At 68.1% G+C, this 26,259-nt stretch carries 23 protein-coding genes; 10 read left to right on the forward strand and 13 right to left on the reverse strand.

Annotation, left to right across the window (positions count from 1 at the left end; all coding sequences use genetic code 11):
- Window positions 1-119: 119 nt before the first annotated feature.
- Window positions 120-1,100 (forward strand): sugar-binding transcriptional regulator, encoded by a 981-nt coding sequence (locus tag ACXIZN_RS28905; protein ID WP_457958158.1) that lies wholly within the window; start codon window positions 120-122, stop codon window positions 1,098-1,100.
- Between the two features lie 40 nt (window positions 1,101-1,140).
- On the opposite strand, the gene ACXIZN_RS28910 is transcribed toward ACXIZN_RS28905, so the two are convergent.
- The gene (locus ACXIZN_RS28910; protein ID WP_457958160.1) at window positions 1,141-1,500 is read right to left on the reverse strand and encodes a winged helix-turn-helix transcriptional regulator; all 360 of its coding nucleotides are present in this window, start codon (window positions 1,498-1,500) and stop codon (window positions 1,141-1,143) included.
- On the opposite strand from ACXIZN_RS28910, the gene ACXIZN_RS28915 reads away from it, so the two are divergent.
- Complete coding sequence (locus ACXIZN_RS28915) at window positions 1,439-2,167, forward strand: NADPH-dependent F420 reductase (RefSeq protein WP_457958162.1); 729 nt, start codon at window positions 1,439-1,441, stop codon at window positions 2,165-2,167. The two genes, ACXIZN_RS28910 and ACXIZN_RS28915, sit on opposite strands and share 62 nt — an antisense overlap.
- Window positions 2,168-2,221: 54 nt before the next feature.
- Window positions 2,222-2,869, forward strand: coding sequence for a hypothetical protein (locus ACXIZN_RS28920; RefSeq protein ID WP_457958164.1), 648 nt, complete (start codon window positions 2,222-2,224; stop codon window positions 2,867-2,869).
- On the opposite strand, the gene ACXIZN_RS28925 is transcribed toward ACXIZN_RS28920, so the two are convergent.
- Window positions 2,832-5,351, reverse strand: coding sequence for a DEAD/DEAH box helicase (locus ACXIZN_RS28925; RefSeq protein ID WP_126735257.1), 2,520 nt, complete (start codon window positions 5,349-5,351; stop codon window positions 2,832-2,834). The two genes, ACXIZN_RS28920 and ACXIZN_RS28925, sit on opposite strands and share 38 nt — an antisense overlap.
- A gap of 152 nt (window positions 5,352-5,503) precedes the next feature.
- Here ACXIZN_RS28925 and ACXIZN_RS28930 point away from each other — a divergent pair, with 152 nt between their 5' ends.
- Window positions 5,504-6,745, forward strand: a complete 1,242-nt coding sequence (locus ACXIZN_RS28930) for a primosomal protein (protein WP_457958165.1) — start codon at window positions 5,504-5,506, stop codon at window positions 6,743-6,745.
- A gap of 21 nt (window positions 6,746-6,766) precedes the next feature.
- Here ACXIZN_RS28930 and ACXIZN_RS28935 read toward each other — a convergent pair whose 3' ends face one another.
- On the reverse strand, window positions 6,767-7,975 hold the full coding sequence (locus ACXIZN_RS28935) for an MFS transporter (RefSeq protein WP_457960626.1): 1,209 nt from the start codon (window positions 7,973-7,975) through the stop codon (window positions 6,767-6,769).
- Window positions 7,976-8,031: 56 nt separating this feature from the next.
- Window positions 8,032-9,141, reverse strand: a complete 1,110-nt coding sequence (locus tag ACXIZN_RS28940; protein ID WP_457958167.1) for an adenosine deaminase — start codon at window positions 9,139-9,141, stop codon at window positions 8,032-8,034.
- A 209-nt stretch (window positions 9,142-9,350) separates the two neighbouring features.
- On the opposite strand from ACXIZN_RS28940, the gene ACXIZN_RS28945 reads away from it, so the two are divergent.
- The gene (locus ACXIZN_RS28945; RefSeq protein WP_257489163.1) at window positions 9,351-10,439 is read left to right on the forward strand and encodes a PA containing protein; all 1,089 of its coding nucleotides are present in this window, start codon (window positions 9,351-9,353) and stop codon (window positions 10,437-10,439) included.
- Between the two features lie 493 nt (window positions 10,440-10,932).
- On the opposite strand, the gene ACXIZN_RS28950 is transcribed toward ACXIZN_RS28945, so the two are convergent.
- The 6 genes from ACXIZN_RS28950 to ACXIZN_RS28975 form a co-directional block, all read right to left on the reverse strand.
- The gene (locus tag ACXIZN_RS28950; protein ID WP_457958169.1) at window positions 10,933-12,216 is read right to left on the reverse strand and encodes a thymidine phosphorylase; all 1,284 of its coding nucleotides are present in this window, start codon (window positions 12,214-12,216) and stop codon (window positions 10,933-10,935) included.
- Window positions 12,213-12,602 (reverse strand): cytidine deaminase, encoded by a 390-nt coding sequence (locus tag ACXIZN_RS28955; protein WP_034304610.1) that lies wholly within the window; start codon window positions 12,600-12,602, stop codon window positions 12,213-12,215. The genes ACXIZN_RS28950 and ACXIZN_RS28955 overlap by 4 nt, the downstream gene beginning before the upstream one ends.
- 1 nt (window position 12,603) lies before the next feature.
- The gene (locus ACXIZN_RS28960) at window positions 12,604-13,878 is read right to left on the reverse strand and encodes an ABC transporter permease (RefSeq protein ID WP_185927262.1); all 1,275 of its coding nucleotides are present in this window, start codon (window positions 13,876-13,878) and stop codon (window positions 12,604-12,606) included.
- On the reverse strand, window positions 13,875-14,972 hold the full coding sequence (locus ACXIZN_RS28965; protein WP_126735262.1) for an ABC transporter permease: 1,098 nt from the start codon (window positions 14,970-14,972) through the stop codon (window positions 13,875-13,877). Before ACXIZN_RS28965 ends, ACXIZN_RS28960 begins: the two co-directional genes overlap by 4 nt.
- Window positions 14,969-16,546: an ABC transporter ATP-binding protein gene (locus tag ACXIZN_RS28970; protein ID WP_257489166.1), complete on the reverse strand. Its 1,578-nt coding sequence runs from the start codon at window positions 16,544-16,546 to the stop codon at window positions 14,969-14,971. The genes ACXIZN_RS28965 and ACXIZN_RS28970 overlap by 4 nt, the downstream gene beginning before the upstream one ends.
- A gap of 80 nt (window positions 16,547-16,626) precedes the next feature.
- The gene (locus ACXIZN_RS28975) at window positions 16,627-17,766 is read right to left on the reverse strand and encodes a BMP family lipoprotein (RefSeq protein WP_457958170.1); all 1,140 of its coding nucleotides are present in this window, start codon (window positions 17,764-17,766) and stop codon (window positions 16,627-16,629) included.
- 544 nt (window positions 17,767-18,310) lie between these two features.
- Here ACXIZN_RS28975 and sdhC point away from each other — a divergent pair.
- The 4 genes from sdhC to ACXIZN_RS28995 are packed head-to-tail and all read left to right on the forward strand — an operon-like array spanning window position 18,311 to window position 21,732.
- Entirely contained in the window at window positions 18,311-18,754 is a 444-nt protein-coding gene (gene sdhC / locus ACXIZN_RS28980) for a succinate dehydrogenase, cytochrome b556 subunit (protein ID WP_081809635.1), read from the forward strand.
- A 2-nt stretch (window positions 18,755-18,756) separates the two neighbouring features.
- Window positions 18,757-19,176 carry a succinate dehydrogenase hydrophobic membrane anchor subunit gene (locus tag ACXIZN_RS28985; protein WP_034304594.1) on the forward strand — a complete coding sequence of 140 codons (420 nt, stop codon included), beginning with the start codon at window positions 18,757-18,759 and terminating at the stop codon, window positions 19,174-19,176.
- 31 nt (window positions 19,177-19,207) lie between these two features.
- Entirely contained in the window at window positions 19,208-20,962 is a 1,755-nt protein-coding gene (sdhA, locus tag ACXIZN_RS28990; RefSeq protein ID WP_125732332.1) for a succinate dehydrogenase flavoprotein subunit, read from the forward strand.
- Window positions 20,962-21,732, forward strand: coding sequence for a succinate dehydrogenase iron-sulfur subunit (locus ACXIZN_RS28995; protein ID WP_034304588.1), 771 nt, complete (start codon window positions 20,962-20,964; stop codon window positions 21,730-21,732). The genes sdhA and ACXIZN_RS28995 overlap by 1 nt, the downstream gene beginning before the upstream one ends.
- Window positions 21,733-21,880: 148 nt before the next feature.
- Here ACXIZN_RS28995 and ACXIZN_RS29000 read toward each other — a convergent pair whose 3' ends face one another.
- The 3 genes from ACXIZN_RS29000 to ACXIZN_RS29010 all read right to left on the reverse strand — a co-directional run bounded on the left by ACXIZN_RS29000 (window position 21,881) and on the right by ACXIZN_RS29010 (window position 24,977).
- Window positions 21,881-23,098 carry a M14 family zinc carboxypeptidase gene (locus ACXIZN_RS29000; RefSeq protein ID WP_457958172.1) on the reverse strand — a complete coding sequence of 406 codons (1,218 nt, stop codon included), beginning with the start codon at window positions 23,096-23,098 and terminating at the stop codon, window positions 21,881-21,883.
- A 132-nt stretch (window positions 23,099-23,230) separates the two neighbouring features.
- Window positions 23,231-24,643 (reverse strand): S8 family peptidase, encoded by a 1,413-nt coding sequence (locus ACXIZN_RS29005; RefSeq protein ID WP_457958174.1) that lies wholly within the window; start codon window positions 24,641-24,643, stop codon window positions 23,231-23,233.
- 79 nt (window positions 24,644-24,722) lie between these two features.
- Entirely contained in the window at window positions 24,723-24,977 is a 255-nt protein-coding gene (locus ACXIZN_RS29010; protein WP_364028737.1) for an SCO4848 family membrane protein, read from the reverse strand.
- 43 nt (window positions 24,978-25,020) lie between these two features.
- On the opposite strand from ACXIZN_RS29010, the gene ACXIZN_RS29015 reads away from it, so the two are divergent.
- A complete protein-coding gene (locus ACXIZN_RS29015; RefSeq protein WP_457958176.1) occupies window positions 25,021-26,259 on the forward strand; it encodes a D-alanyl-D-alanine carboxypeptidase family protein in 1,239 nt (412 codons plus the stop codon).

Below are 26,259 nucleotides of genomic sequence, written 5' to 3' on the forward strand. Positions count from 1 at the left end.
CTTCTCTCCGCTCAAATGAGCGGGACAGGCCTATGTTTCGGACTGCATGTCCAGGCATGGTGAACTTTTCCCTGTTGTTACGTCAACCTTTCGGGTTGATTTCGCGGTATAGTGCTCAGATGAGCGGGAAGAAGCAGGGTCTCGGCCTGGTGGAGTCGCTTCGCCTGGCCGCGGTGGCCCGGCGGTTCTACGAGCAGGGCGCGTCGAAGCTCGAGATCGCCGACGAGTTCGGGATCAGCCGGTTCAAGGTCGCGCGAATGCTGGACACGGCCAGGGAAAGCGGCATCGTCCGGGTCGAGTTCCGGCTGCCGGCGCCGGTCGATCTCGTGCTGTCCGAAGAGATCCGCGCGGCGTACCGGCTCGACCGGGTCCTCGTGCTCGAACGAGCGCCCGAACCGGAATCCCGCGAAGTGGCGAGGCGTAAGATCGGCACGCTCGCCGCCCGCCTCCTGACCGAGATCGTCACTCCCGGCGACGTCCTGGGCCTGTCGTGGGCACGTTCGGTGAACGCGATGACCGACGCGATCGAGTCACTGCCGAAATGCCCGATCGTGCAGTTGTGCGGGGTGCAGGCGGGGATGGACATGCGCGACCGTTCGGTGGAGACGGTCAGCCGCGTCGCGTCGGTGTCCGGCGGCGAGCCGTACCCGATCTTCGGCCCGCTCGTCCTCCCCGATCGCCGCACCACCGAAACGCTGCGCAGGCAGCCCGGCATCGCGGAGACCTTCGGGCAGTTCAAGAACTTGACCAAGGCCGTCGTCAGCATCGGCGCGTGGAAGCCCGAGGAGTCGACGGTCTACGACGCGCTCGACGAGGCCGAGCGGAGCGCGATCGCGAAACGCGGTGCCAAGGCCGAGGTGTCCGCGCGCCTGTTCGACGCCGACGGGACCCCGATGTCCACCGGGCTCGCCCACCACGTGCTGGCGATCAGCGCCGAGGACCTGCTGGCCGTCCCCGAAGTGATCGCGCTGGGCTACACGGAACCGAAGGCCGAAGCGATCGACGCCGTCCTGCGCTCGGGCATGGTCTCGACACTGATCACCGACGCCGCCGCGGCCGTCCCGCTGCTCAAGCTGGCCGAGGCTCGCCCGCTCGCCTAACCGCGAGTTACGCCCTCAATCACGCGAGTTACGCCTCCAATCACGCGAGTTCGCGCGACCGGGTCGCCTCGTCCTGCGCCGCCATCACCTCGTCGCCGTGCCGGAACGCCCACTCCCCGAAGGCTTCGATAGGCCCCAGCAGCGTGGCCCCGAGTTCCGTCAGCGAGTACTCGACCTTCGCCGTCCGCCCGCAGTCGCGCCGGTGGACGAGCCCGTTGAACTCCAGCCGCCGGACGGTCTCCGTGAGCACCTTCGTGCTGATCCCGCCGAGCCGTCGCCGCAGTTCGGCCGGGCGCAGCGGCCCTTCGCGCAAAGCCCACAGGACGACCGGGTTCCACGTGTTCGCCATCAGGTCGAAGGCCAGCCGGGCACGGCAATCGGCGAGGAAGACGTCGTTCATCGGACCTCCGGTAACCATTCGGTACCCGCGCGGCTTTCTACGGTCGTGCTGTCCACTCGATCTTAGGGAGCAGCACATGCGTATCGGTATCTTCGGCGCGGGCGGGATGGCGGAGGCGCTCGGCGGCCAGTGGGCCAGGGCCGGGCACGAGGTGATGGTCGCCGCCCGCGACCGGGCCAAGGCCGTCAGGATCTCCCCGCGCGTGGGGACCTGGGAGGAGACCGCCCGGGCCAGTGACGTGATCCTGCTCGCCGTTCCCGCCGCGTCGGTGGCGGAAGTCCTTGCCGCCGCAGGGGATCTCGCCGGGAAGGTGCTGATCGACTGCACCAACGCGGTCGGCCCGGGCGCCACGCTCACGGTCCCCGACCAGGCCGTTCGGATCGCCGCCGCCGCACCGGGCGCGCACGTGGTCAAGGCGTTCAACCTGTGCCACGTGGACGTCTGGCGGATGACTCCGCCGGTGTTCGGCGGCCGTCCGCTGGCGGTGCCCATCTGCGGCGGCAAGGTCGGCGAAGTGAGCGAACTGATCCGCGACATCGGGTGCGTTCCGCTGGTCGCGGGCGGACTCGACCGGGCCGCGCTCATGGAGGCGACGATGGCGTTCACGGTCGGGCTCTGGTTCGACGGCCACGACGCGCAGGCCTGCTTCCCGCCCCTTCCGGTGTGATTTCAGGGTCGTCCCCGATGTGCCGGGCCGGTTGTTCAGGCGACCGTGTCCGGCATGGGGACGAGGACCTGGCGGCAGCTGACCGTATGGCTGCACGTCGTCACTTCGGTCGGCTGGATGGGACAAGCCCTGGCGCTGTTCACCCTCTTGGTGATCGGCCGCACGAGCGAGGACGGCGGGATCCGCGTCGCCGCGACCTCGATGGCGCACGAGATCGACACGTTCCTGCTGGCGCCGCTCGCCAACGCGTCGGCGTTCACCGGTTTCATGCTCGCCGCAGGAACTGCCTGGGGATTCACCCGGCACTGGTGGGTGCTGGCGAAGTTCGCGATCACGCTCGTCCAGCTCTACGCCGGGATCTTCCTGCTGTCGGGCGCTTTACGGGATTCCGTCGGCAGCGAGCCGCCGCCGGTGGCACTGACCGCCGGGACGGCGCTGATGGCGAGCGCTTTGGCGTTCCAGGCGTGGCTTTCGGTGGCGAAACCGTGGGGCAAGGTCCGCTCGGGCGCGAAGCTGCCGACAGCGCCGACGTGGGTTTTCGTCGTCGCCGTCCTCGCGCCGCTCACCGACATCACGGTGGGCTTGCTGCTCGGCTATCCGTTGCCGGCGTTGTCGCTGATCGTGCTGGTCGTTCAGCTGGTCCGGCGCCGGCGGCTGCTGCTCGTCACCCGGCAGAAAGTCCCAGCTGGTCCACCGCTGTGATCCGGATGACCGCCGAGCCCGCCTCGTCCGATGCCGCCAGGTCGACCTCGGCGCTGATGCCCCAGTCGTGGTCACCCGCCGGATCGTCGAAGATCTGCCGCACCCGCCAGATCTCCTTCTCCTGCTCGATGATCAGCAGCTTCGGCCCGCGCGCGTCCGGCCCGATGCCGAGCGTTTCGTGCTCGTCGAAGTAGTCCTCGATGGCGTCTTCCCACGCGTCCGCGTCCCAGCCCGAAGCGGCGTCCAACTCGCCCAGCGTGTCGTAGGCACGCCGCGACGCCAGCTCCACTCGGCGGAACAACTCGTTCCGCACCAGCACGCGGAACGCCCGCTCGTTCCGCGTGACCGCGGGCGGCTCGGACGGCGGCCGCGTCGAAACCGGGCCTTCCTCTTCGGGGTGCCGCAAGGCTTCCCACTCGTCGAGGAGACTGGAGTCGACCTGGCGCACCAGTTCGCCGAGCCATTCGATGAGGTCCTGCAACCCCTCGTTCTTGGCCTCGTCCGGAACCGTGTGCCGCAATGAGTCGTAGGTGTCGGTGAGGTACCGCAGCACCAGCCCTTCCGAGCGGGCCAGCTGGTAGAAACCGATGTACTCCACGAAGTTCATCGCGCGCTCGTACATGTCGCGCACGACGGACTTCGGTTTGAGCTCGTAGTCCTCCACCCACGGATGCCCTTGCCGGTAGCGGGAATACGCCGCCTCCAGCAGCTCCTCCAGCGGCTTCGGGTACGTGACGTTCTCGAGCAGTTCCATCCGCTCGTCGTACTCGATGCCTTCGGCCTTCATCGCCTGCACGGCCTCGCCGCGCGCCTTGAACTGCTGCTGTGACAGCACCGGACGCGGATTGTCCACAGTGGATTCCACAATGGACACGACGTCGAGCGGATAGGACGGCGAATCGACGTCAAGGAGCTCGATCGCCGCCAGCGCGAACGGCGAAAGCGGCTGGTTCAGCGCGAAGTCGAACTGCAGGTCCACGGTGAGCCGGACGATGCGGCCCTGTTCGTCGGGCTCGTCGAGCCGTTCCACGACCCCGGCCGCGAGCAGTGCGCGGTAGATCGCGATCGCGCGCAGGATCAGTTTCCGCTGGGTGGGACGGTCGGAATGGTTGTCCTCCAGCAGATGCCGCATCGAGTCGAACGCGTTGCCCGGCCGGGAGATGACGTTCAGCAGCATCGAGTGGCTGACGTGGAAACTCGACGTCAGCGGCTCCGGCTCGGCGGCGATCAGCCGGTCGAAGGTGCTCTCCGTCCAGTTGACGAACCCTTCGGGCGCCTTCTTGCGGACGATCTTCTTTTTCTTCTTCGGATCGTCGCCCGCCTTCTCCAGCGCCTTGGCGTTTTCGACGACGTGGTCGGGCGCCTGCACGACGACGTAGCCGTCGGTGTCGTACCCGGCGCGGCCCGCGCGGCCGGCGATCTGGTGGAACTCGCGCGCCTTGAGATGCCGCTGCCGCACGCCGTCGTACTTCGTCAGCGCCGAGAAGACCACTGTGCGGATCGGTACGTTGATGCCGACGCCGAGCGTGTCGGTCCCGCAGATCACCTTCAGCAGCCCGGCCTGCGCGAGCTGCTCGACCAGCCGCCGGTACTTCGGCAGCATGCCGGCGTGGTGCACGCCGATCCCGTGCCGGACCAGCCTCGACAGCGTCTTCCCGAACCCGGCCGAGAAGCGGAAGTCGCCGAGCATCTCGGCGATGGCCTCCTTCTCCGCCTTCGAGGTGACGTTGATGCTCATCAGCGTCTGCGCGCGCTCGATCGCCGCGGCCTGCGAGAAGTGCACGACGTACACCGGCGACTGCCCGCCGTTGAGCAGCTCGGACATCGTCTCGTGCAACGGCGTCAGCGCGTAGCGGAAGGTCAGCGGCACCGGCCGCTGCGCCGAGGTGACCACCGCGGTCGGGCGGCCGGTCCGGCGGGTGAGATCTTTTTCGAAGAACGAGACGTCGCCCAGCGTCGCCGACATCAGCACGAACTGCGCTTTCGGCAGTTCCAGCAGCGGCACCTGCCAGGCCCACCCGCGATCCGGCTCCGAGTAGAAGTGGAACTCGTCCGCGACGACCTGGCCGACCGGCGCGTCGGCACCGAACCGCAACGCCATGTTCGCCAGGATCTCCGCCGTGCAGCAGATGATCGGCGCGTCGGCGTTCACCGCCGAGTCACCGGTCATCATGCCGACGTTCTCGGCGCCGAAGATCTCGATGAGCTGGAAGAACTTCTCCGAGACGAGCGCCTTGATCGGGGCCGTGTAGTAGCTGCGGCGGCCGTGCGCGAGCGCGGTGAAGTGCGCTCCGACGGCGACCAGGCTCTTTCCCGAGCCCGTCGGCGTCGACAGGATCACGTTCGCTCCGGAGACCACCTCGATGATGGCCTCTTCCTGCGCGGGGTACAGCTCCAACCCGCGCTCGGCCGTCCAGGTGGAGAAGGCTTCGAACAGCGAGTCGGGGTCGGGATCCGCAGGCAGGAGGTCTGTAAGTGTCATCAGAAGACCTATCGTGCCATCCGTTGGTCGCTTCTTGCCCAGGGGTGATCGCGCCCTCCGCCGGAAACCCGTAGGCTTCGCGGTACCGCGCACCTATCGGGCAGCATCACCCGGTCGCGCGCACACAGGCGGTAATCCGAGAGGGCTTAGGAATGGCACAGGACATCATCCCGATCGAACTCGGCCTGCCTCAGGGTGACGTCGTCACCCTCTGGGCGCCGCGCTGGCGGGAAGACGGCGAGGAGTGGGAAGCCTTCCTCGGCGACGAGGAAGACCTGTACGCCTTCCCGGACGCCGCGCATCTCGCCGCCTTCGTGCGGACCTCCGAGCAGCACGACCTGCTCGACCACCCCGCGTGGGAGGTCGTCCCGGCGCTGAACGTGCCCGAGCTCATCCCGGACGACGACCACACCTACGACCTGGTCGGCGTCCCCGAGCTGGTCGCCGAGAAGCCGGACCAGTGGACGCTCGGCGAGCTGGCCGAGATCATCGGCATCGTGCGTTCGCTCGCGGACGTGTGCGAGCTCGAAGAGGTCCACGAAGTCCTCGACGCGCACGAGAGCTTCTCGCTGCTGGACCAGGGCACGCTGCCCTTCTCCGGCCGTGACGGCGAGCGCCTCTGGGCGGACCTGTCGCAGGCGGTCTCCGAGAAGTGGGACACCGTGCTCGACGCGATCGACGGTCTCGTGACCGTCCCCGACGTCGACGAGAAGGTGCTGGAGCAGACCGCGGAGGAGCTCGCGACCTTCCTCGCGGAGTCCGCCGAGGCCGAAGCGGCCGCCGTCGACGAAGACCTCGTGGACGTCGACGACGAGGACGAGGAAGACGACGAGCCCGTCGGTTTCTGGGGCGAGGTCGGCATCGACCCGATCAAGATCATCACCTCCGGCGCCGAGTACTACACGCTGCGCTGCTACCTCGACGACAAGCCGATCTTCCTCGGCAGCGAAGGCGAGATCGACGTCTTCACCTCCGAGAAGGCCCTCATCCGCGCGATCGCGGACGGCAAGGACCTGGCGGGCAACGATCTCGCCGAAGTGTCCACTTGGGACGAAGTGACCACGAAGGCCACCGCGGGCGAGCTCGAGATCGAGGTCGACACCGAGAACACCTACGTGCTGAACGGGATCGCCGAGGACATCGCCGAGGGCCCGGAGGCGATCGACCCGACGCAGCTGGAGCTGGCCGTCGAGCTGATCACCGACGCCGCCGAGTGGGCCGACGACGACAGCGTCGAAACCGCGCTGGCCGCCAACGAAAGCCTCGGCTGGCTGGTGTCGTTCGTGCTGCGGCCGGACCCGTCGCGCCTCGAGCCGAGCGCTCCGTTCGACGCCGAGCAGTCGGAGTGGCGCAAGCTCGTCGAGACCTTCGAGAACCGGCTCACGGTCGTCTGATCCATCCCGCGAAAGGGCCCCTCAGGTTCGTCCTGAGGGGCTCTTTTCGTGTCTGACGGGCACCAGCGCCACGGCCAGGGCGGGGAAGACCGCGGCCACGCAGAACGCCAGCGCGTACCGCGAATCGCCGATCACCAAGCCCAGCAGCGGCGGCGTCAGTGCCGCGGCGATGTTCTGCCCGGTGTTCTGCGTGCCCATCGCCCGCCCCGCCCAGGCGAGCCCGGCCATCTCCGCCGACGCGGTGAACCCGAGCCCGTTGTCGGACACGGTGATCACCGCGGCCAGGACGAGCGCGAGCAGCACCAGCCACGGCCACGTCGCGTCCCCGAGCGCGACCAGCAGCATCACCGCCGCGCTCGCGACCGCCAGCTGCCGCATCGGCCGCAGCCTGCTGCCCGCGCGGTCGGACCAGTAGCCCGACGCGATCCGGCCCAGCGCGCCGAGGATCTGGACGGCGCCGGCGAACCAGCCCGCGGACGCCGGCGTCCAGCCGTGCACCGTCACCAGGTACACGGGGGTGAACGCGGACACCGCGAACTGCGGGACGACGAGCAGCGCGCTCGCGCCGTGGACCCGCCACAAGGCCGGCTTCCGGTACGGCGACGGCGGTTTCTCCGTCTTGCCCGCCGGGGTCTCCGGTCGCGGCGGATCGACCAGCAGCCAGGCGACCAGGAGTGCGACACCGATCGCGGTCAGCGCGGGCAGCATGAGCGAGACCTGGAAACCCCAGCGGTCCGCGAGCGGCGGGAGCCCGAAGGCCGCGACGCCCACCCCGAGCGGCTGGGCCATCTGGCGGATGCCCATCGCGAGGCCGCGTTCGGCCGGGCCGAACCAGCCGAGGACGGCCCGGCCGCTCGCGGCGTTCACTGACGCGGTGCTCGCGCCGGCGAGCAGGAACACCCCAAAGAGGGTCACGAGCGAGTGGTCACCGATGGCCGCGTACACGAGGAGTAACCCCGAGACGCCGAGCCCGATGGCCATTACCAAACGCTCTCCGTAACGGTCCGCCGCCGCACCCCACAAGATCAAGGTGAACAACAGGCCAAGGCTCGGCGCCGCGACCACGGTGCCCGCTTCGGCCAGCGAGAGCCCCTCCGCACGCTGCATCGACGGCACCAGGAACGGGATCCCGTAAAGGAACGAACAGCTCGCGGTCTGCGCGGCGAGGCCGAGCGCGAGGATGAGCCAGCGTCGTTTGCCGCCGATCCTCACGTCCACGACCTGCGTCATCGTCGCCACCGTTTCACTATATGGGAATCAACTCCTACATAGTGAACAATAGTTGGCTATGCTAACGAACGCAAGGACGCGTAGCCGGGCTTGATGACCGTGTTGATGATGTCGAGCCGCTGGTCGAAATCGAGGAAGGCGGATTTCATCGCATTGATCGTGAACCACTCGAGATCGGCCAGCCCGAAGCCGAAGGCCTCGTTCAGTGCCGCGAATTCGCTGGTCATCGAGCAGCCGCTCATCAGCCGGTTGTCGGTGTTGACGGTGACCCGGAACCGCAGCCTGGCGAGCAGTCCGATGGGATGTTCGCCGATCGAGCGCGCCGCTCCCGTCTGGACATTGGACGTGGGACAGATCTCGAGCGGGATCCGCCGGTCGCGGACGTAGGCGGCCAACCGTCCCAAATGGACCGTGCCGTCGCTGTCGGTCTTGATGTCGTCGACGATGCGCACGCCGTGGCCCAGCCGCTCCGCGCCACAATGCTGAATCGCCTCCCAAATGGACGCGAGCCCGAACGCCTCCCCGGCATGAATCGTGAAATGCGCATTATTCGTCCGCAGGAACTCGAATGCGTCGAGATTTCTGGTAGGCGGAAATCCGTCTTCCGGTCCGGCGATGTCGAACCCGACCACACCGGCGTCGCGGTAGCGGACGGCGAGCCCGGCGATCTCGAGCGCCCTGGCGTGCTGGCGCATCGCGCAGAGCAACGTCCCGACGCGGATCCGGCCACCGCCGGCCGCCACTCTCCGTTCACCTTCGGCGAATCCGGCCTGAACGGCCTCCACCACCGCATCGAGTGACAGACCGCGTTCGACGAAGAGTTCGGGGGCGTAACGCACCTCGGCGTAGACGACGCCGTCGGCCGCGAGGTCTTCCACCGCTTCGGCGGCCACTCTGACCAGCGCTTCCTCGGTCTGCATGACGCCACAGGTGTGCGCGAACGTCTCAAGGTACGAGACGAGGGAGCCGGAATCGGCCGCGTCACGGAACCAGCGGCCCAGTTCGGCGGGATCGCCGGTCGGCAAGGCCTGATACCCGGTCTGCTCGGCGAGCTCGGCGACCGTGGCCGGCCGCAATCCGCCGTCCAGGTGGTCGTGGAGGAGAACCTTGGGAGCGCGGGCCAGTACCGCCTCCGGGACGCGTGGTCTGCTGCTTTCAGAGGACATACGTAACGGTAACCAGCCTGTCATTCCCCTACATGGCGGTAAGTCTCATGCTTGACTTAACCCTCGGCTTTGTGGATCACCGGCTGAATCGGCCATCAGGGCAGAGCTCGGCATTGTCCGATACCCGGGGGCCATACGCAGAGCAATTCCGCAATGGATAAGCTTCACGTCACGTCCCTCCCATTTCCCCGCCCACGAAGGACACCGCAGTGACCACTGACAACCACATTGCAGCCCCGTCCTTCGACCGGATGCGCAACATGCTGGTGCGCGCGGCCGAAGTGCGTGAGAGCGAACAGCAGCAGATCTTCGACGCGCTCGACGACATCTACGCACGCCTGGCCCCGGTCGACTCGCTCGGCGCGGTGCGCAAGCGGCTCTCGGAGATGCCCGACCGCACCGAGACCAGCGTGCTCGCCGAACGTCTCGACGAGACCATGTCGCGGCTCGAAGCGCAGGACACCGCGATCGCCGCGCTGACCCGCGCCGTCGAAAGCATCGTCGACAAGCTGGCCAAGCCGTTCGCTCAGCTCGACGGCCGCCTCGACGGGATGGCCGCGCGCCTCGAAGGCGTCGGGGGCCGGATGGACGGGCTCGAGGACAAGCTCCAGAACATCCACCGCCGTCTCGACGAGCTCGGCGCGCACCTCGACAAGCAGGACGTGAAGACCGACGCGCTGCCGCAGTCGGTGATCGGCCCGGTGCGCGAGCGCGTCGAGCAGGCCGAGTCGACCCTGCGGGACCGCGTCGACACCGTCGACCGCGAGCTGCGCACCCGCGTCGAGAACCTCGACAAGGCGACCAAGGAAAGCCTCACCGCGAACACCGAGGCGCTGAAGACCGCGCTGACCGAGACCGGCGAGATGATCGACGCGTCGGAGCGGCTCGACGGCCTCGGCGACCGCCTCGAGAAGGTCACCTCGCGGCTCGACGATCTGGCCGAGCGGCTCGACAAGGTCGAGGACGGCTTCACCGGGCGCCTCGGCGACCTCGACGGCTCGATCCGCTCCGGTCTGTCCAAGGTCGAGAGCACGCTGCAGAAGCAGCCGGACACCGACTCGGTCGACTCGCTGGTGCGCAAGAGCAACGACGAGTCCGTGCGCCGTATCGGCGGCCAGCTGGACGAGGCCATGGCGACCTTCGCGGAGCTCATGCTCGGCGGTGGCCCGGCCATGCAGCAGATCTCGCCGCCGCCGCCCGCCCCGCGTCAGCCGCGCCGCAGCTCGCGCAACGGCCGGGCGCCCAAGGCGGCCGACGCCAAGGCGAAGGCCGACGGCGCCGACGAGACCACCGACTGACGTCTCTCGCTTCGCGCGTGAAGGCCCCCTTCCCACGGCTTCGCCTGGGACGGGGGCCTTCACGCTTCTCCGGCCCTGCTCGGCGCCGGACCTGCGTTTAGCGGGCTAATCGCGATCCGCAGGGCCCTGACGTTGCGAAAGCCACTTTCGCAACGCTGAAGGTTGCGAAAGTGGCTTTCGCAACGCGTCGGGCCAGAGGGCTGGCACCCCAACGCCCCTCCCGCCGCACAGATCGCGTTTAGCCCGCTAAACGCAGGTCGGCGCCGGGAGCGCTGGGCCGGGCGGGCGGACGGCCGTGGTGAGCGCGCGCGGGATGTCTCAAAGGTGCCCTTCAGGACGCTGGTCGTCTCAAAGGTGCCCTTCGGGGCATCGGGCCGCGCCAGGCGGAGCACACCAGGAGTACATGAAGGCCCCCTTCCTGTACCTAGGCGCAAGGAAGGGGCCTTCATGTACTCCAGGCCCACCAGATCGCGTTTAGCCCGCTAAACGCAGGTCAGGGCCGCACGGTCTCCAGGACGAGCGAAGCGGAGGCCGAAGGCCCAGCGGAGCTGACCGCGTAGGCGTCTTCGAGCGCAGCGAGAGCCGAAGGAACAGCGTCCGGCGTATCCGTGTGCAGCTCCAGCAACGGCTGCCCGGCCGACACGGCATCGCCCGGCTTCGCCAGGCACAGCACGCCGGCCGCGGCCTGCACCGGGTCCTCCTTGCGCGCCCGCCCGGCGCCGAGCCGCCAAGCGGCGACCCCGACCGCATAAGCGTCCAAACGCGACAAAACCCCATCGGCGGGCGCCGGAACCACGTGCACATGGCGAGGCCGCGGCAAAGCGGCCTCCGGATCCCCGCCCTGAGCGGCGATCATCCTGCACCAAGTCTCGTAAGCGCGGCCAGAAGCCAGCACCGACGCCGGGTCCACATCGGACAATCCCGCCAGCGCCAGCATCTCCCGCGCCAAAGCCACGGTCAGCTCGACGACGTCGGAAGGACCGCCGCCGCGCAGCACCTCGACCGATTCGGCGACCTCGATCGCGTTGCCGACGGCATGTCCCAACGGCACGTTCATGTCCGTGATCAGCGCCGTCGTCGCGACACCGTGCGCGGTACCGATCTCCACCAACGTCCGCGCGAGTTCCCGGGCCTGCGGAAGCGTCTTCATGAACGCGCCCGAACCCGTCTTCACGTCGAGCACGAGCCCTGCCGAACCCTCGGCGATCTTCTTGCTCATGATCGAGCTCGCGATCAGCGGGATCGACTCCACCGTCGAAGTCACGTCCCGCAGCGCGTACAGCTTCTTGTCCGCCGGAGCCAGCCCTTCAGTGGCCGCACAGACCACCGCGCCGACCTCGTCGAGCTGCCGGATGATCTCCGATGTCGACAAAGAGGCACGCCAGCCGGGGATCGACTCCAGTTTGTCCAGCGTCCCGCCGGTGTGCCCGAGCCCGCGCCCGGACAGCTGCGGCACGGCCGCGCCACAAGCCGCGACGAGCGGAGCCAGCGGAAGCGTGATCTTGTCGCCGACGCCGCCGGTCGAATGCTTGTCGATCGTCGGACGGCTGACCTTCAGATCCAGCCGCTCCCCCGACGAGATCATCGCGCCGGTCCAGCGCGCGATCTCGCCGGAATCCATCCCCCGCAGGAAGATGGCCATCGCGAGCGCGGCCATCTGTTCCTCGGCGAGGTCGCCGCGCGTGTACGCGTCGATCGTCCAGTCGATCTGCTCGTCGGACAGCCGTCCGCCGTCCCGCTTCGCGCGGATGACGTCGACGGCGGCGAACGCGCTCACGGCAGGTCGTCCGGCCCGAACGCGTCCGGCAGCACCGCCGACATCGGCAGGATGCCGCTCGGGGTGTCCACCAGGCAGTCGGATCCGCCGTGCTCGAACAGGATCTGACGGCAGCGCCCGCACGGCATCAGCAGATCACCGGCGCCGCTGCGGCACGCGACGGCGACGAGCTTGCCGCCGCCGGTCAGCCGCAGCTGCCCCGCCATCGTGCATTCCGCGCACATTCCCAAGCCGTACGAAGCGTTTTCGACGTTGCAGCCGACGACGATCCGGCCGTCGTCCACCACAGCGGCGACGCCCACGTGCAGACCCGAGTACGGCGCGTACGCCGACTTCGCCGCCTCGACGGCTTGAGCCCGCAAGGCTTCCCAGTCGTACTCCGCCATGTCAGTCCTCACCTCGCCGATAGGTGGCGCCGATCGCCTTGGGCGGCCGCAGCCGCTGCGAAGCCACCGCCAGCACGATCAGCGTCACGAAGTGCGCGGTGTACGGGATGAGGTCGCTGGGCAGGTCGTCGTTGGTCCAGTAGATCGCGTACAGCGCGACGGCGCCGACGACACCGAGCGCGGAAGCGATCCACTGACGGCGGAACAACTGCACCGCCACGATCACGGCCAGCAGGATCACCGCGCCGTACAGCAGCGCGAGCACCGCGGTGCCGCCACCGGCGAGCTGGAGGCCGTCCGCGTAACCGAACAGCGCCGCGCCGCCGAGCAGGCCGCCCGGCCGCCAGTTGCCGAAGATCATCGCCGCGAGGCCGATGTAGCCGCGGTTGTTGGTCTGGTTCTCCAGGTAGTCCGCACCGCCGGCGAGCAGCACGAGCGACGCGCCACCCATTCCGGCGAGCCCGCCGGAGATGATCATGGCGATGTACTTGTGCAGGTAGACCTTCACGCCGAGGGATTCGGCCGCGACCGGGTTCTCGCCGCAGGACCGCAGCCGCAGGCCGAACCGCGTCCGCCACAGCACCAGGTAGCTGATCGGGACCAGCGCGATCGCGATCATCGTCAGCGGCGCGACCTCGGTGACCAGGCCGTTGAGGATGCCGGCGAGGTCGGAGATGAAGACGCGCTGCATCTTCTCCAGGTCCGAAAGCCAGTCCGAAAGGAAAGTCGCCGAGTAGGTGTCGAACTTCGGCACCGGCGGCGACTGGCGCGGGTTCCCCGAAAGCGGGGTGAACACCAGGTTCGCCAGGTACTTCGCGACGCCGAGACCGAGCAGGTTGATCGCCACACCGGAGACGATGTGGTTGACGTTGAAGGTCACCGTCGCGACGGCGTGCAGCAGCCCGCCGAGCGCGCCGAACACGACCGCCGCGATCAGCCCGGCCCAGACGCCGCCGTGGTACGCGCCCCAGGCGGCACCCCAGGTGCCGAGGATCATCATGCCTTCGAGGCCGATGTTGATCACGCCCGCGCGTTCGGCCCAGAGGCCGCCGAGCGCGCACAGCAGGATCGGCAGCGCCAGCCGCAGCGCGGTGTGCGCGGTGTTGGTCGAGGTCAGCGTGTTGACGCCGGTGGCGTACGACGCGATCGCGAGCACGCCGACCGCCAGCAGCCCCCAGATGGCGCCCTTGAGCCAGCCGGGGATACGGCGCTTCGGCGGTTTCACCGGCATGGTGGTCCCGCCCGTGTTGGGCGAAAGAACGTCCGCGGTGGTCACACCGCACCTCCCTCGGACACGCTGGAACCCTTGCGGCCGTTGCCTGCCAGCGCGCGACCGACGCGACGCTGTTCGGCGGCCAGGTCCGCGCGGCGCACGATCTCGTACGCGATGACGACCGACAGCACGATCACGCCCTGCATGATCGTGGCGATCTCTTTGGACACGTTGATCTGTTCCAGCGAAACGGCGGACCGGTCGAGGAACGCCCACAGCAGGGCGCCCAGCGCGATCCCGGCCGGGTGGTTACGCCCGAGCAGGGCGACCGCGATCCCGGTGAAGCCGTACATCTGGGTCGAGGTGATGCCGTAGCTGAAGTCGCGGCCGAGCAGTTCCGGCATCGCGACCAGACCGGCGACGCCACCGGAAAGCAGCATCGCGATCAGCGTCATCTTCTTGGCGTTGACCCCACCCGCCGCGGCGGCCGTCGTCGACTCACCGGAGGCCTTGAGCTCGAAGCCGAACCGGGTCCGGTTGAGCATGAACCAGTAGGCCCCGCCGATCAGCGCCGCGATGACCACGAAGCCGAACAGCTCACCGGACCCGATCGGGATTCCGGGGATCCGGCCGGTTTCGGCGATCTCGCGGGTGGCGATGTTGTTGCCGGTCTGCACGCCGAACTGGTCCGCGTTGACCAGGAACGCCACGATGCCGCCGACGATCGCGTTCAGCATGATCGTCGAGATGACCTCGGAAACGCCCCGGGTCACCTTCAGCACGGCCGGGATGGCCGCGTACAGCATGCCGCTGAGCACCGCGACGACCAGGATCGCCAGCACGTGGATCACCGGCGGCAGCTGCAGCGCCCCGCCGATGATGGCGGTGACGATGGCGGCGAACCGGTACTGGCCCTCGACACCGATGTTGAAGAGGTTCATCTGGAAGCCGATGGCCACCGCGAGCCCGGACAGGTAGTAGACCGTCGCGAGGTTCACCGTGTCGACGGCGGTCGAGCCCTTGAAGAGCTGGCCGATCATCGTGCCGTAGGCCTGGAGCGGATCAGCTCCCGAGATGATCAGCGCGATGGCCGTCAGGATGACCGCGAAAACGATCGCGAGCAGAGGCGGCAGCAGCCTCGTACGCCAGGAACTCACGCTGCACCTTCTTCAGTGTCTTCGGAGGCACCCGTCATAGCGGAGCCCAGTTCCTGCGGGGTCACGGTCGCGGGGTCGGCCTCGCCGACCAGTCGTCCGCGCAGCATGACCTGAATGGTGTCGGAAAGCCCGATCAGCTCGTCGAGATCGGCAGACACCAGCAACACGGCCAGCCCAGCCGCCCGCGCCTGGCGGATCTGTTCCCAGATCAGCGCCTGCGCGCCGACGTCGACACCGCGCGTCGGATGCGACGCGATCAGCAGCACCGGGTCGCCGGAAAGTTCGCGCCCGACGATCAGTTTCTGCTGGTTACCACCGGAAAGCGCGGCCGCGGGGACGTCGATACCCGGCGTGCGGACGTCGTACTCCTCGACGATGCGGCGGGTGTCCTCACGCGCGCCGGCGATGTCGAGCAACTGTCCTTTCGCGACCGGCTCGCGGGTCTGGTAGCCGAGGATCCGGTTGACCCACAAGGGTTGCGTGAGCAGGAGGCTGTGCCGCGTGCGGTCTTCGGCGATGTAGCCGATCCCGGCCTCGCGGCGGGCGAGCGTCCCCAGTTTGTGCAGCTCGACGACCTTGCCGTCGACCTCGGTCAGTTCGATCCGGCCGCCGCCCTTGCGCATGCCCATGATCGTCTCGACGAGTTCGGTCTGGCCGTTGCCCTCGACGCCGGCGATCCCGAGCACCTCACCCGCGTGCACGGTGAAGGAGATGTGGTCGAGGACGTTCCGCTCGGACCCCTCGACGCTCAGGCAGACGTCGTCCAGGCGGAGCACGGGCCGATCGGTCACAGTGGACTCGCGGGTCTCCGGGCTGGGCAGCTCCGAGCCGACCATCATCTCGGCCAGCTGGCGCGAGGTGATCGTCTTCGGATCGGCCGTGCCGACGGTGGTGCCGCGCCGGATCACGGTGACCGTGTCGGCGATCGCGCGCACCTCGTCGAGCTTGTGCGAGATGAAGATGAAGGTGAAACCGTCCTTCTGCATGGCGCGGACGGTCTCGAACAGCGCGTCGACCTCCTGCGGCACGAGCACCGCGGTGGGCTCGTCGAGGATGATGATCCGCGCGCCGCGGTAGAGGACCTTGACGATCTCCACGCGCTGGCGGTCGGCGACGCCGAGCTCTTCCAGCAGCGCGTCCGGGCGGGCGCGCAGGCCGACGCGTTCGGCGAGTTCCGCCAGCTTCGCCCGCGCCGCGCGGCCGATGCCGTGCAGGTTCTCCGCGCCGAGGAAGACGTTCTCCCCGACGGTCAGGTTGTCGGCCAGCATGAAGTGCTGGTGGACCATCCCGATGCCGGCCTTGATGGCGTCCTGCGGGTTGCGCAGTTTCACCGGTTCGCCGTTGATCGCGATGTCGCCCTCGTCCGGCTGCTGCATGCCGTAGAGGATCTTCATCAGGGTCGATTTGCCCGCGCCGTTCTCGCCGCAGACGGCGTGCACCTCGCCCTTGGTGACGGTGAGGTTGACGTCGGAGTTGGCCACGACACCGGGGAACCGCTTCGTGATCCCGGTCAGCTGCACGGCCGGTTCACCCCGGTCGGGGGCGTCGGTGACCTCGGCCTGGGGAGCGCTCATGGAAAAGCCATCCAGTTCTGGGGTAAACAGGTTGGGGCTCGGAAGGGGTTACCCTCCCGAGCCCCGCTGCCTGGTGAAGCTTACTTCTGCGGCTTGTCCGAGACGGTGATCGCCCCGGAGACGATCTGCGCCTTGTAGCCGTCGAGGACGTCCTTGATGTCGTCGACCTTGCCACCGGAGGTGGCGTAGCCGATGCCGTCGACCTTGAGGTCGAACCGCTTCGGCAGCGACGTCAGGTCACCCTTCGCCAGCGCGCGCAGGTAGTCGAACACCGCCACGTCGACGCGCTTGAGCATCGAGGTGATGATGACGTCCTTCGACGCCTCGACCGTCTTCTGGTTGTACTGGTCGGAGTCGACGCCGATGGCCATGGCGTTGTTGGACTTCGCGGCCTCGAACACGCCCTTACCGGAGGCGCCGGCGGCGTGGTAGATCACGTCCGCGCCCTTGGCGATCTGCGCGGCGGCCTTCACGTTGCCCTTCGCCGGGTCCTGGAACCCGGAGAAGTCACCGGCCGGGGTGAGGTACTCGTCCTCGATCTTGGCCTTGCTCGAAGCGGCCTTCACGCCCTGGAGGAAGCCGGCCTCGAACTTCTGGATCAGCGGCGTGTTCACCCCGCCGACGAAGCCGACGTGGCACTTCTTCGACTTGTAGGCGGCGGCGACACCGGCCAGGAACGAGCCCTGCTCCTCGGCGAAGACGAGCGAGGTGACGTTCGGGGCCTTGACGGAGTCGTCGTCGACGATCGCGAACTGGGTGTTCGGGTACTTCGGCGCGATGGCGCCGACGGCCTTGGCGTAGGCGAAGCCGACCGCGATGATCGGGCTGAAGCCCTGCGTAGCGAGCTGGTCGAGACGCTGCGACTTCGCGGCCTCGTCCTCGGTCGCGGCGGCGGTGCTTTCGGTGACCGTGGTGACGCCGAGTTCGGCCTTCGCCTTGTCGGTACCGGCGGCGGCGGAGTCGTTGAACGACGCGTCGCCACGACCGCCGACGTCGAAGGCCAGCGCGACCTTGAGCTTGCTGCCGTCGACCTTCTCACCGGCCTGGCTGGAGCTGGTCGAGGCGGCCGCCGCGGCGGGCGGCTTCGGCGCCGTCACGCAGCTGGCGGACTGGTCCCCGGAGCTCGCGTTGTTGTTGTTCCCCCCACCCGAATCCTTCGCGCACCCGGCCAGTACCAGTGCACCGGCCATGGCGGCGGCGGCCAGCGCGGTTCCACGCATGCGACGCAACGTGTGTCTCCCTCCCCGCTGATCCAGCGGATGGTCCGAAGAAAGCGACCCGGCGACGCTGCCGGGTTCGACCGAGAGACGGTACCTAACGGCCGCTTTGCTGCCATAGGAAAGGCACGCTACGTAACACAAACGTTTACTCATGAGTCGCAAGCGCGACGAATGGAGTACTCACGGTGACCACAACGGAGTAATCGCAGGCGGCACTCGGCCCCGTGGCCGGGTGAGACGGCCAAGATCGTCACGCACCGTTCAGGCGGCCCGGCCGGCCGGTCGCGCGTCCACAGTGGACGAACCGGTGAGTTACCGGCCGGCGTCACTCGATCGGGCAACGGTCCCGATGTCTGGTCCATCACACAGAGGAACCCGGAGGTGAGCCCACCGTGAGGTGCGGGTCTAGCATCCTGTTTATCCACGCTCGATGACCATGATCTCGGCACCGTCGCCGGAGCCGTCCCCAGGTGGACGTCCCGGCGGCAGGCGCGGAAACCAGCGGTCAGCGGGCCCAAGCCATGACGTTGGAGGCCGTTCACCGATGTCCACCACGGCTAGCACCGCCACCGAGGCGGCCGCGAGCGATCGGGCGGGTGCCTCACGCCGGCAAGGGACCTTCTACCGGGGCGACCCCGGTATGTGGTCCTGGGTGCTGCACCGCATCACCGGCGTGCTGACATTCTTCTTCCTCTTCGTGCACGTGCTCGACACCGCGCTCGTGCGCGTGTCGCCCGACACGTACAACGAGGTCATCGAGACCTACAAGACCCCGCTGGTCAACCTCCTCGAGGTCGGCCTCGTCGGCGCGGTGCTGTTCCACGCGCTCAACGGCATCCGGGTCATGCTGGTCGACTTCTGGGAGAAGGGACCGAAGTTCCAGAAGCCGATGCTCTGGACCATCCTGGCCATCTGGGTCGTGGTGATGATTCCCGGTGCCTTCTTCATGATGAAGCGCACCGTCGAAGTTATGTTCGGGGGGCACTGACCATGGCAACCGAAGTTCTCGCACTCGACAAGCCGCGTTCGCCGAAGCGCCCGGCCGCCCGCCGCAGCAACTTCGAGCTCTACAGCTGGCTGTTCATGCGCATCTCGGGCCTCGCCCTGATCGTGCTGGTGCTCGGCCACCTGTTCATCATGAACATCCTCGACGGCGGCGTGCACCGCATCAACTGGGGCTTCGTCGCCGGCCGCTGGGCCTCGCCGTTCTGGCAGTTCTGGGACCTGTCGATGCTCTGGCTCGCCGAGATCCACGGCGGCAACGGGCTGCGCACGATCATCGACGACTACGCCCGCAAGGACAGCACCCGGTTCTGGCTGAAGATCGTGCTCTACGTCTCGATGGTGCTGATCCTCGCCGTCGGCACGATGGTGATCTTCACCTTCGATCCCGGTATCTCGGCCAACTGACGCCCACCACACGTTAAGCGGAGTCATCCCTATGCAGTTCCACAAGTACGACGTGGTGATCGTCGGCGCCGGTGGCGCCGGCATGCGCGCGGCCATCGAGTCCGGCCAGCGTGCCCGCACCGCGGTCCTCACCAAGCTCTACCCGACGCGTTCGCACACCGGCGCCGCCCAAGGCGGTATGTGCGCCGCGCTGGCGAACGTCGAAGAGGACAACTGGGAGTGGCACACCTTCGACACGATCAAGGGCGGCGACTACCTGGTCGACCAGGACGCCGCCGAGATCATGGCGAAGGAGGCCATCGACGCGGTCCTCGACCTCGAGAAGATGGGCCTGCCGTTCAACCGGACGCCCGAGGGCAAGATCGACCAGCGCCGCTTCGGCGGGCACACCCGTGACCACGGCAAGGCCGCGGTGCGCCGCGCCTGCTACGCCGCGGACCGCACGGGGCACATGATCCTGCAGACGCTGTATCAAAACTGCGTCAAGCACGGCACCGAGTTCTTCAACGAGTTCTACGTGCTCGACCTGGTGCTGACCCCGGACGAGAACGGCAACCCGGCCGCCTCCGGCGTCGTCGCCTACGAGCTGGCGACCGGCGAGCTGCACGTCTTCCAGGCGAAGTCGATCGTGTTCGCCACCGGCGGCGCGGGCAAGATCTTCAAGACGACGTCGAACGCGCACACCCTCACCGGTGACGGCCTCGGCATCATCTTCCGCAAGGGCCTGCCGCTGGAGGACATGGAGTTCTTCCAGTTCCACCCGACAGGTCTCGCCGGGCTCGGCATCCTCATCTCCGAGGCCGTGCGCGGTGAGGGCGGCATCCTCCGCAACGCCGACGGCGAGCGGTTCATGGAGCGCTACGCCCCCACCATCAAGGACCTCGCGCCGCGTGACATCGTCGCCCGGTCGATGGTGCAGGAAGTGCTGCAGGGCCGCGGTTGCGGGCCGAACAAGGACTACGTCGTCCTCGACGTCACGCACATCCCGGAAGAGACGCTGAACGCCAAGCTCCCGGACATCATGGAGTTCTCGCGGACGTACCTGGGCGTCGACCCGGTCACCGAGCCGGTGCCGGTGTTCCCGACCTGCCACTACGTGATGGGCGGAATCCCGACCAACGTCCACGGCGAAGCGTTGCGGGACAACGAGAACGTCATCCCCGGCCTGTACGCCGCGGGAGAGGTCGCGTGCGTGTCCGTGCACGGCTCGAACCGGCTCGGCACGAACTCGCTGCTCGACATCAACGTGTTCGGCCGTCGCGCCGGCATCGCGGCCGCCGAGTACGCCCTGGCGCACGACCACATCGAGCTGCCGGAGAACCCGACCAAGGTCGTCGAGGACCAGCTCGCGCTGCTGCTCTCGGAGCACGGTGACGAGCGCGTCGCCGACATCCGCACCGAGCTGCAGCGGACGATGGACTCGCACGCTTCGGTGTACCGCACGGAGGACACGCTCAAGCAGGCGCTGACCGACGTGCAGGCGCTGAAGGAGCGGTACAGCCGGATCACCGTGTCGGACAAGGGGAAGCGGTACAACACCGACGTCCTCGAAGCCGTCGAGCTGGGCTTCCTGCTCGAACTGGCCGAAGTCCTCGTCGTCGGCGCCCTGGCGCGCAAGGAATCCCGCGGCGGGCACGCGCGCGAGGACTACCCGAACCGCGACGACACGAACTTCATGCGGCACACCATGGCCTACAAGGAGGGCGAAGGCCTCACCGCCGACGTCCGCCTGGACTACAAGCCGGTGACCTTCACCCGCTACGAACCGATGGAGCGGAAGTACTGATGACCACGGCCACCCCCGAGAAGTCGGAGGCCGTGTCCTCCGACCACACGCCGATCACCGTCACGCTGAAGATCCTCCGGTTCAACCCCGAGATCGACACCGAGCCGCACTGGGAGTCCTACGACGTCCCGGCGCAGCGCACCGACCGGCTGCTGAACCTGCTCTTCTACGTGAAGGACTACATCGACGGGACGTTCTCGTTCCGGCGCTCGTGCGCGCACGGTGTCTGCGGTTCCGACGCGATGCAGATCAACGGTATCAACCGGCTGGCGTGCAAGGTCCTGATGAAGGACCTGCTGGAGACCAACGGCAAGAAGACGACCATCACCATCGCGCCGATCAAGGGTCTGACCACGCTCAAGGACCTTTACGTCGACATGGACCCGTTCTTCGAGGCGTACAAGGCCGTCAAGCCGTACCTCATCGCCTACGGGAACGAGCCCACGCGCGAGCGGATCCAGTCGCAGGCCGACCGCGACCGGTTCGACGACACGACCAAGTGCATCCTGTGCGCCTGCTGCACGTCCTCGTGCCCGGTGTACTGGAACGACGGCTCGTACTTCGGCCCGGCCGCGATCGTCAACGCGCACCGGTTCATCTTCGACTCGCGTGACGAAGGCGCCGAAGAGCGTCTGGACATCCTGAACGACTCCGAGGGTGTCTGGCGCTGCCGGACGACGTTCAACTGCACCGACGCGTGCCCGCGTGGCATCCAGGTCACGAAGGCGATCCAGGAAGTGAAGCGCGCTTTGCTCTTCAAGCGCGTCTAGCCACTTCAGCCCGCGAAGGCCTCCTTCCCCGCCCCAAGGCGGGAAGGAGGCCTTTCCGCTATCCAGGCGGCGGTCGGACTCCCTGAAGGGCACCTTTGGGACGTTGAACGTCTCAAAGGTGCCCTTCAGGACACCGCGGCCCGAGCCGCTACTCCAGGACCCGGGCCAGGGCGGCGGAGTCGGCGGTACCCGGCAGCCGGTCGAAAGCCTCCGGGTCGATGTACCCGACAGCACCCGTGCTCACGTCCCGCAGCATGTTGTACAGCCCCGCCATCACCGCGCGCGTGAAGCGCTCCCGGTGCTGCTGCCCGAGCGTCTGCGTCTGCCCGCGCACCTCGAACAGCACCGTCCCGGTCCCGTTCAGAGCGAACGAACACCGCGCCTGCCCCGGCAGATCCCGGTCCGGCGCGTGCGGATACCGCGCCCCGACGAACCCGCGCGACGTCATCCCGTTGAAGGCGCTGATCGCCAGCTGCCGCGATTCGTCCTTTGTGTACACGTCGCGGTACTTCGCGTACTTCTGACCGGGCTCGAAGAACTTGTCGGGCAGCGGCGGGTAGTCGATGCCGACGTCGAGCAGGCGGTTACTGCCTTCCTGCCGGACGCAGGCGCCTTGGTGGTGCAGATCGACGTAGACGTCGGGCACCTTCCCCCGCGAAGCGGTCAGTTCCAGGTACACCGAACGCAGCGCCCGCGCCTCGGGCGTGATGAACCAGCCCGGCTGATCCGGCGCGCCCGGGACGTCCTCCGCGCGCGGGACGTAGTCCAGCTCGGGATTGAAGTCGCGGTTGACGTCGAATCCCGGCCGCTTGCGATAGTCGTCGCCCTGGAGGACGTCGCTGAGGTAGTTCCAGGTGGGCGGCCGGTCCTTCAGCTGGGGGAACTTCCGCTGCACCTCGGCCCAAGACAGGTCGTTGCCGCGCCGGTCGAGTTCGGCGCCGTCCGGGTTCAGCTTCGGCACCGCGACGAAGGTGATGGTCTTCCGCAGCCGCTCGGCGTCCCGCGACTCCGACGTGCCGAGGTAGTCGAGGATGCGCAGCAGGGCGTCGGTGCCGGTCTTCTCGTTCCCGTGGATCTCGCTGGAGACCACGAACACCTTCGGCCCGGTCCCGACGGTCGCCTGGTGGATCACCCGGCCGCGGTTCGACCGCCCGGCCTCCTTGACCTTGACCCGCCCTTGGCTCACCCGTTCGAGTCGCCCGAGCTCCCGCACCATCTCGCGATAGTCGGTGAACTCGTTGATGGGCAGCTCCCGCGGCTCCTCACTGCAGGGCGCCACCGGCGCCGCCACCGCCGTGGGCGCGCTGACGAGCGGGAGCATCGCCACCCCCACCACCACGGGAACCAACCGACCGGACAACGACATCGTGAACTCCCCACTGTCGAAGGTGCTCATAACGTAGCGAGAAGGACCCCCATCGCGAATCCGGCGAAAGTTCCCGAAAACGAAACCGGGGCCGGCCCACGAACGTGGACCGGCCCCGGCGTACGCGAGGAACTACTTCACCGCGTCCAGGGCGTTGACGCGGCCGTGGCCGTAGTAAGAGTTGTCCTTCGCCGGGCCTTCACAGACCGGCGCCGCGGTGCCGCAGGGGATCGTGTCCGCCTGGTGCTCCAGCAGCCAGGTCAGCACCCGCGGCGAAGCGTGGCGGTAGCGGGACGCCAGCAGCGCGGCGACACCGGCGGCGTGCGGGGACGCCATCGACGTGCCGCACTTGGCGCCGTATCCGCCGTTGAAGATGGTCGACAGCGGGCAGCCCACCCCCTCGCCGGTGGGCGGAAGCTGGGCGCGGTCGCCGCCGGGGGCGGTGACCGAAACGTCGTCACCGTAGTTGCTGTACGACGACTTCGTGCCCGCGTAGCCGATGGCCGAGACGTTGACGACGCCGTCGATGGCCTTGGGCAGGATGCCGCAGCTCGTGTCGACCGGGTGCGGGCGGTTCGGGTCGGTGGTCTGCTTGTCCGGGTCGAAACCGCTGTTGCCGGCGGCGGCGACGTTCAGCACGCCACGGCCGGTCGAGTACGTCACCGCACGGCGGACGGCTTCGAACGCGGCCGCGTCGCCCGGCTCCTTCGAGCAGTAGAACATGCCCGGGTCGATGTAGTAGCTGTTGTTCGTGACCGGGAAGCGGTGCTTCGCCGCCCACATGAACCCGCACACCGCGGCCTCGGGGAGGATCAGGCCGTCGTCGTTCACGACCTTCACCGACGCCAGCTTGACGCCGGGCGCGACACCGGTGAAACCGCGTGCGGCGTCCTTGCCCGCGATCGTGCCGGCGACGTGCGTGCCGTGGTCGGAGTTCGTGGGTGCCCAGGCGGCGGGCGTGGTGTCGGGCGCGCCGCTGTTGCAGCCCGCCGACACCTTCGGGTCGAGGGCCGCCTTCAGCGCGGGGTGGGTGGGCTCGATGCCCGAGTCCAGCACGCCGACGGTCACCGAGCGGCTGCCACCGGAGATCTTGTTCGCCTCGGGAGCCTGGATCGCCCGCATGTCCCACTGCTGGGCCGACAGGTCCTCTTCGACGGCGACGCTGGTGGTCTCTTCGTTCTCCTTGGTGTCGACCACGGCGGAGCGGGTCGAGCGGGTGGTGGCCGCTGGCGGGAACGCGACGTCACGGCCGCCCGAATAGGCGCGGAAGACGCCGATCTTCGCCTGGAAGTCGGCGTTGCGCGAGGTCGCCACCGCGACCCCGATCTCCGGGTAGTACGCGACCTTCTCGCCGCACTTGGCGCGCAGCTCGTTGTCGACCTTGCGCTCCGGGGTGCGCGGGTCGTAGAGCACCACGTAGTTGAACGGGGCGCTCGCGGTGTCGCACTGCGGCGCGGGCGCGGCGCTCGCCGACGGAGCCGAGAACACGCTTCCCGCCGCCGCCGCGACGAGCGCGGGGACGAGCAGGCGTCTGATCCGGGACATTCCACCTCCATGATTCGGTGGAGTGAACGTAAGCGAGCCGGACCCCGCCCAACACCGTCAAAAGGACGACAAAACCCGATCAGGCGTCAGCCTTCTCCGCGTTCCGTGACTTGGCGCCACGCAGCGTGCGCAGACCGATGAGCCCGATGATGGTGCCGAGCACGAACGAGACGACGGTCAGCACCGCGTGCACGATGAAGTAGGCCGTCGGCGAGCCGTCCGCGGCCCAGGCGCGGTCACTGTCCCAGAGGTTCTTGGCGAACGTGATCCAGATGATCCAGGACCACACGCCGAAACCCAGCAGGAACATCGAAGTACCTCGCGAAATGCGCATGCCCCTGAGTATGCAGCGAGCCCGGCGGCGCTACATTGCTCGGGTGCACAGCGCTATCTCCCGGTTGCTCCTGGTCCTCGTTTCCGGTGTGCTCGCCCTCGCGGTGACGCCGGTGGCCACAGCCACCCCGAAGCCACCTGCCCAGGCGCAGCCGTGCGCGAACAAGGTCACGCCTCCCCCGCCCGTCGACACCTCCGAGAAGCCGCGCCCCGGCGAGGCCGCTCCGGCGCCGCTGCCGGTGCCGCCGGTCCCGGTCGGCGGCGACCGGATGGCCGAATGCGGGCTCGTGCTCCCGAAGCGCGCGCTGAACCCGCCCGAGGGGAACACCTCCGCGGCATGGGTGCTGCAGGACCTCGAAACCGGTGACGTCATCGCGGCGAAGGATCCGCACGCCCGCCAGCGTCCGGCGTCGCTGATCAAGGTCCTGCTCGGGCTGGTCGTGGTCACCGAGCTCCCGCCGGGGAAGATCGTCGTGGCGACTAAGGAGGACGCCGAGCAGGAGTGCACCTGCATGGGTATCGGCGCCGGCGGTCAGTACACAGTGGACCAGTTGCTGCACGGACTGCTGATGCACTCGGGCAACGACGCGGCGCACGCGCTCTCCACCGTGCTCGGCGGCCTGGACGCGACGCTGGCGAAGATGAACGCCTTGGCGACCCGCATCGGTGCCACCGACACCCGGGCCGCGACACCGTCCGGGCTCGACGGCCCCGGCATGTCGACCTCCGCCTACGACATGAGCCTGATCTTCCACTACGCGATGAAGAACGCCGAATTCGCCAAGGTGGTCAAGACCAAGAGCTTCGAAGTCCCGGCCACCGGCGGGAAACCGGTCGTCACGATCTACAACGACAACAAGCTCCTCGGCAGCTATCCCGGCTTCACCGGCGGGAAGACCGGCTTCACCGACGACGCGCGCCACACCTACGCCGGCAGCGCGGTCCGGAACGGTCACCGGGTCGGGGTCGTGATGCTGCGCGCCGAGCAGCGCCCGACCCGGGTCACCGAACAGGCCGCGAAGCTGCTCGACTACGGCATGGCGTTGCGCGAGGCCAAGGCCGAATCGGTGGGGCGCATCGAATACCGGTCGCCGGAAGCAGTGAACGTGAACCCGGCCAACGCCTCGCCGAACCCCGACGGCGCGTCGAACAGCGGAGCAGCGGCCGCGGCCGAAGACCCGTTCGGCGTGACGGGGTGGATCATCACGCTGGTGGTCTTCCTGATCATCGTGGCGTCGTTCGTCATCGGCCACCAGCGCAAGAAGGCCATGGCGGGCGAATAA

The organism is Amycolatopsis sp. TRM77291, from assembly GCF_054166285.1.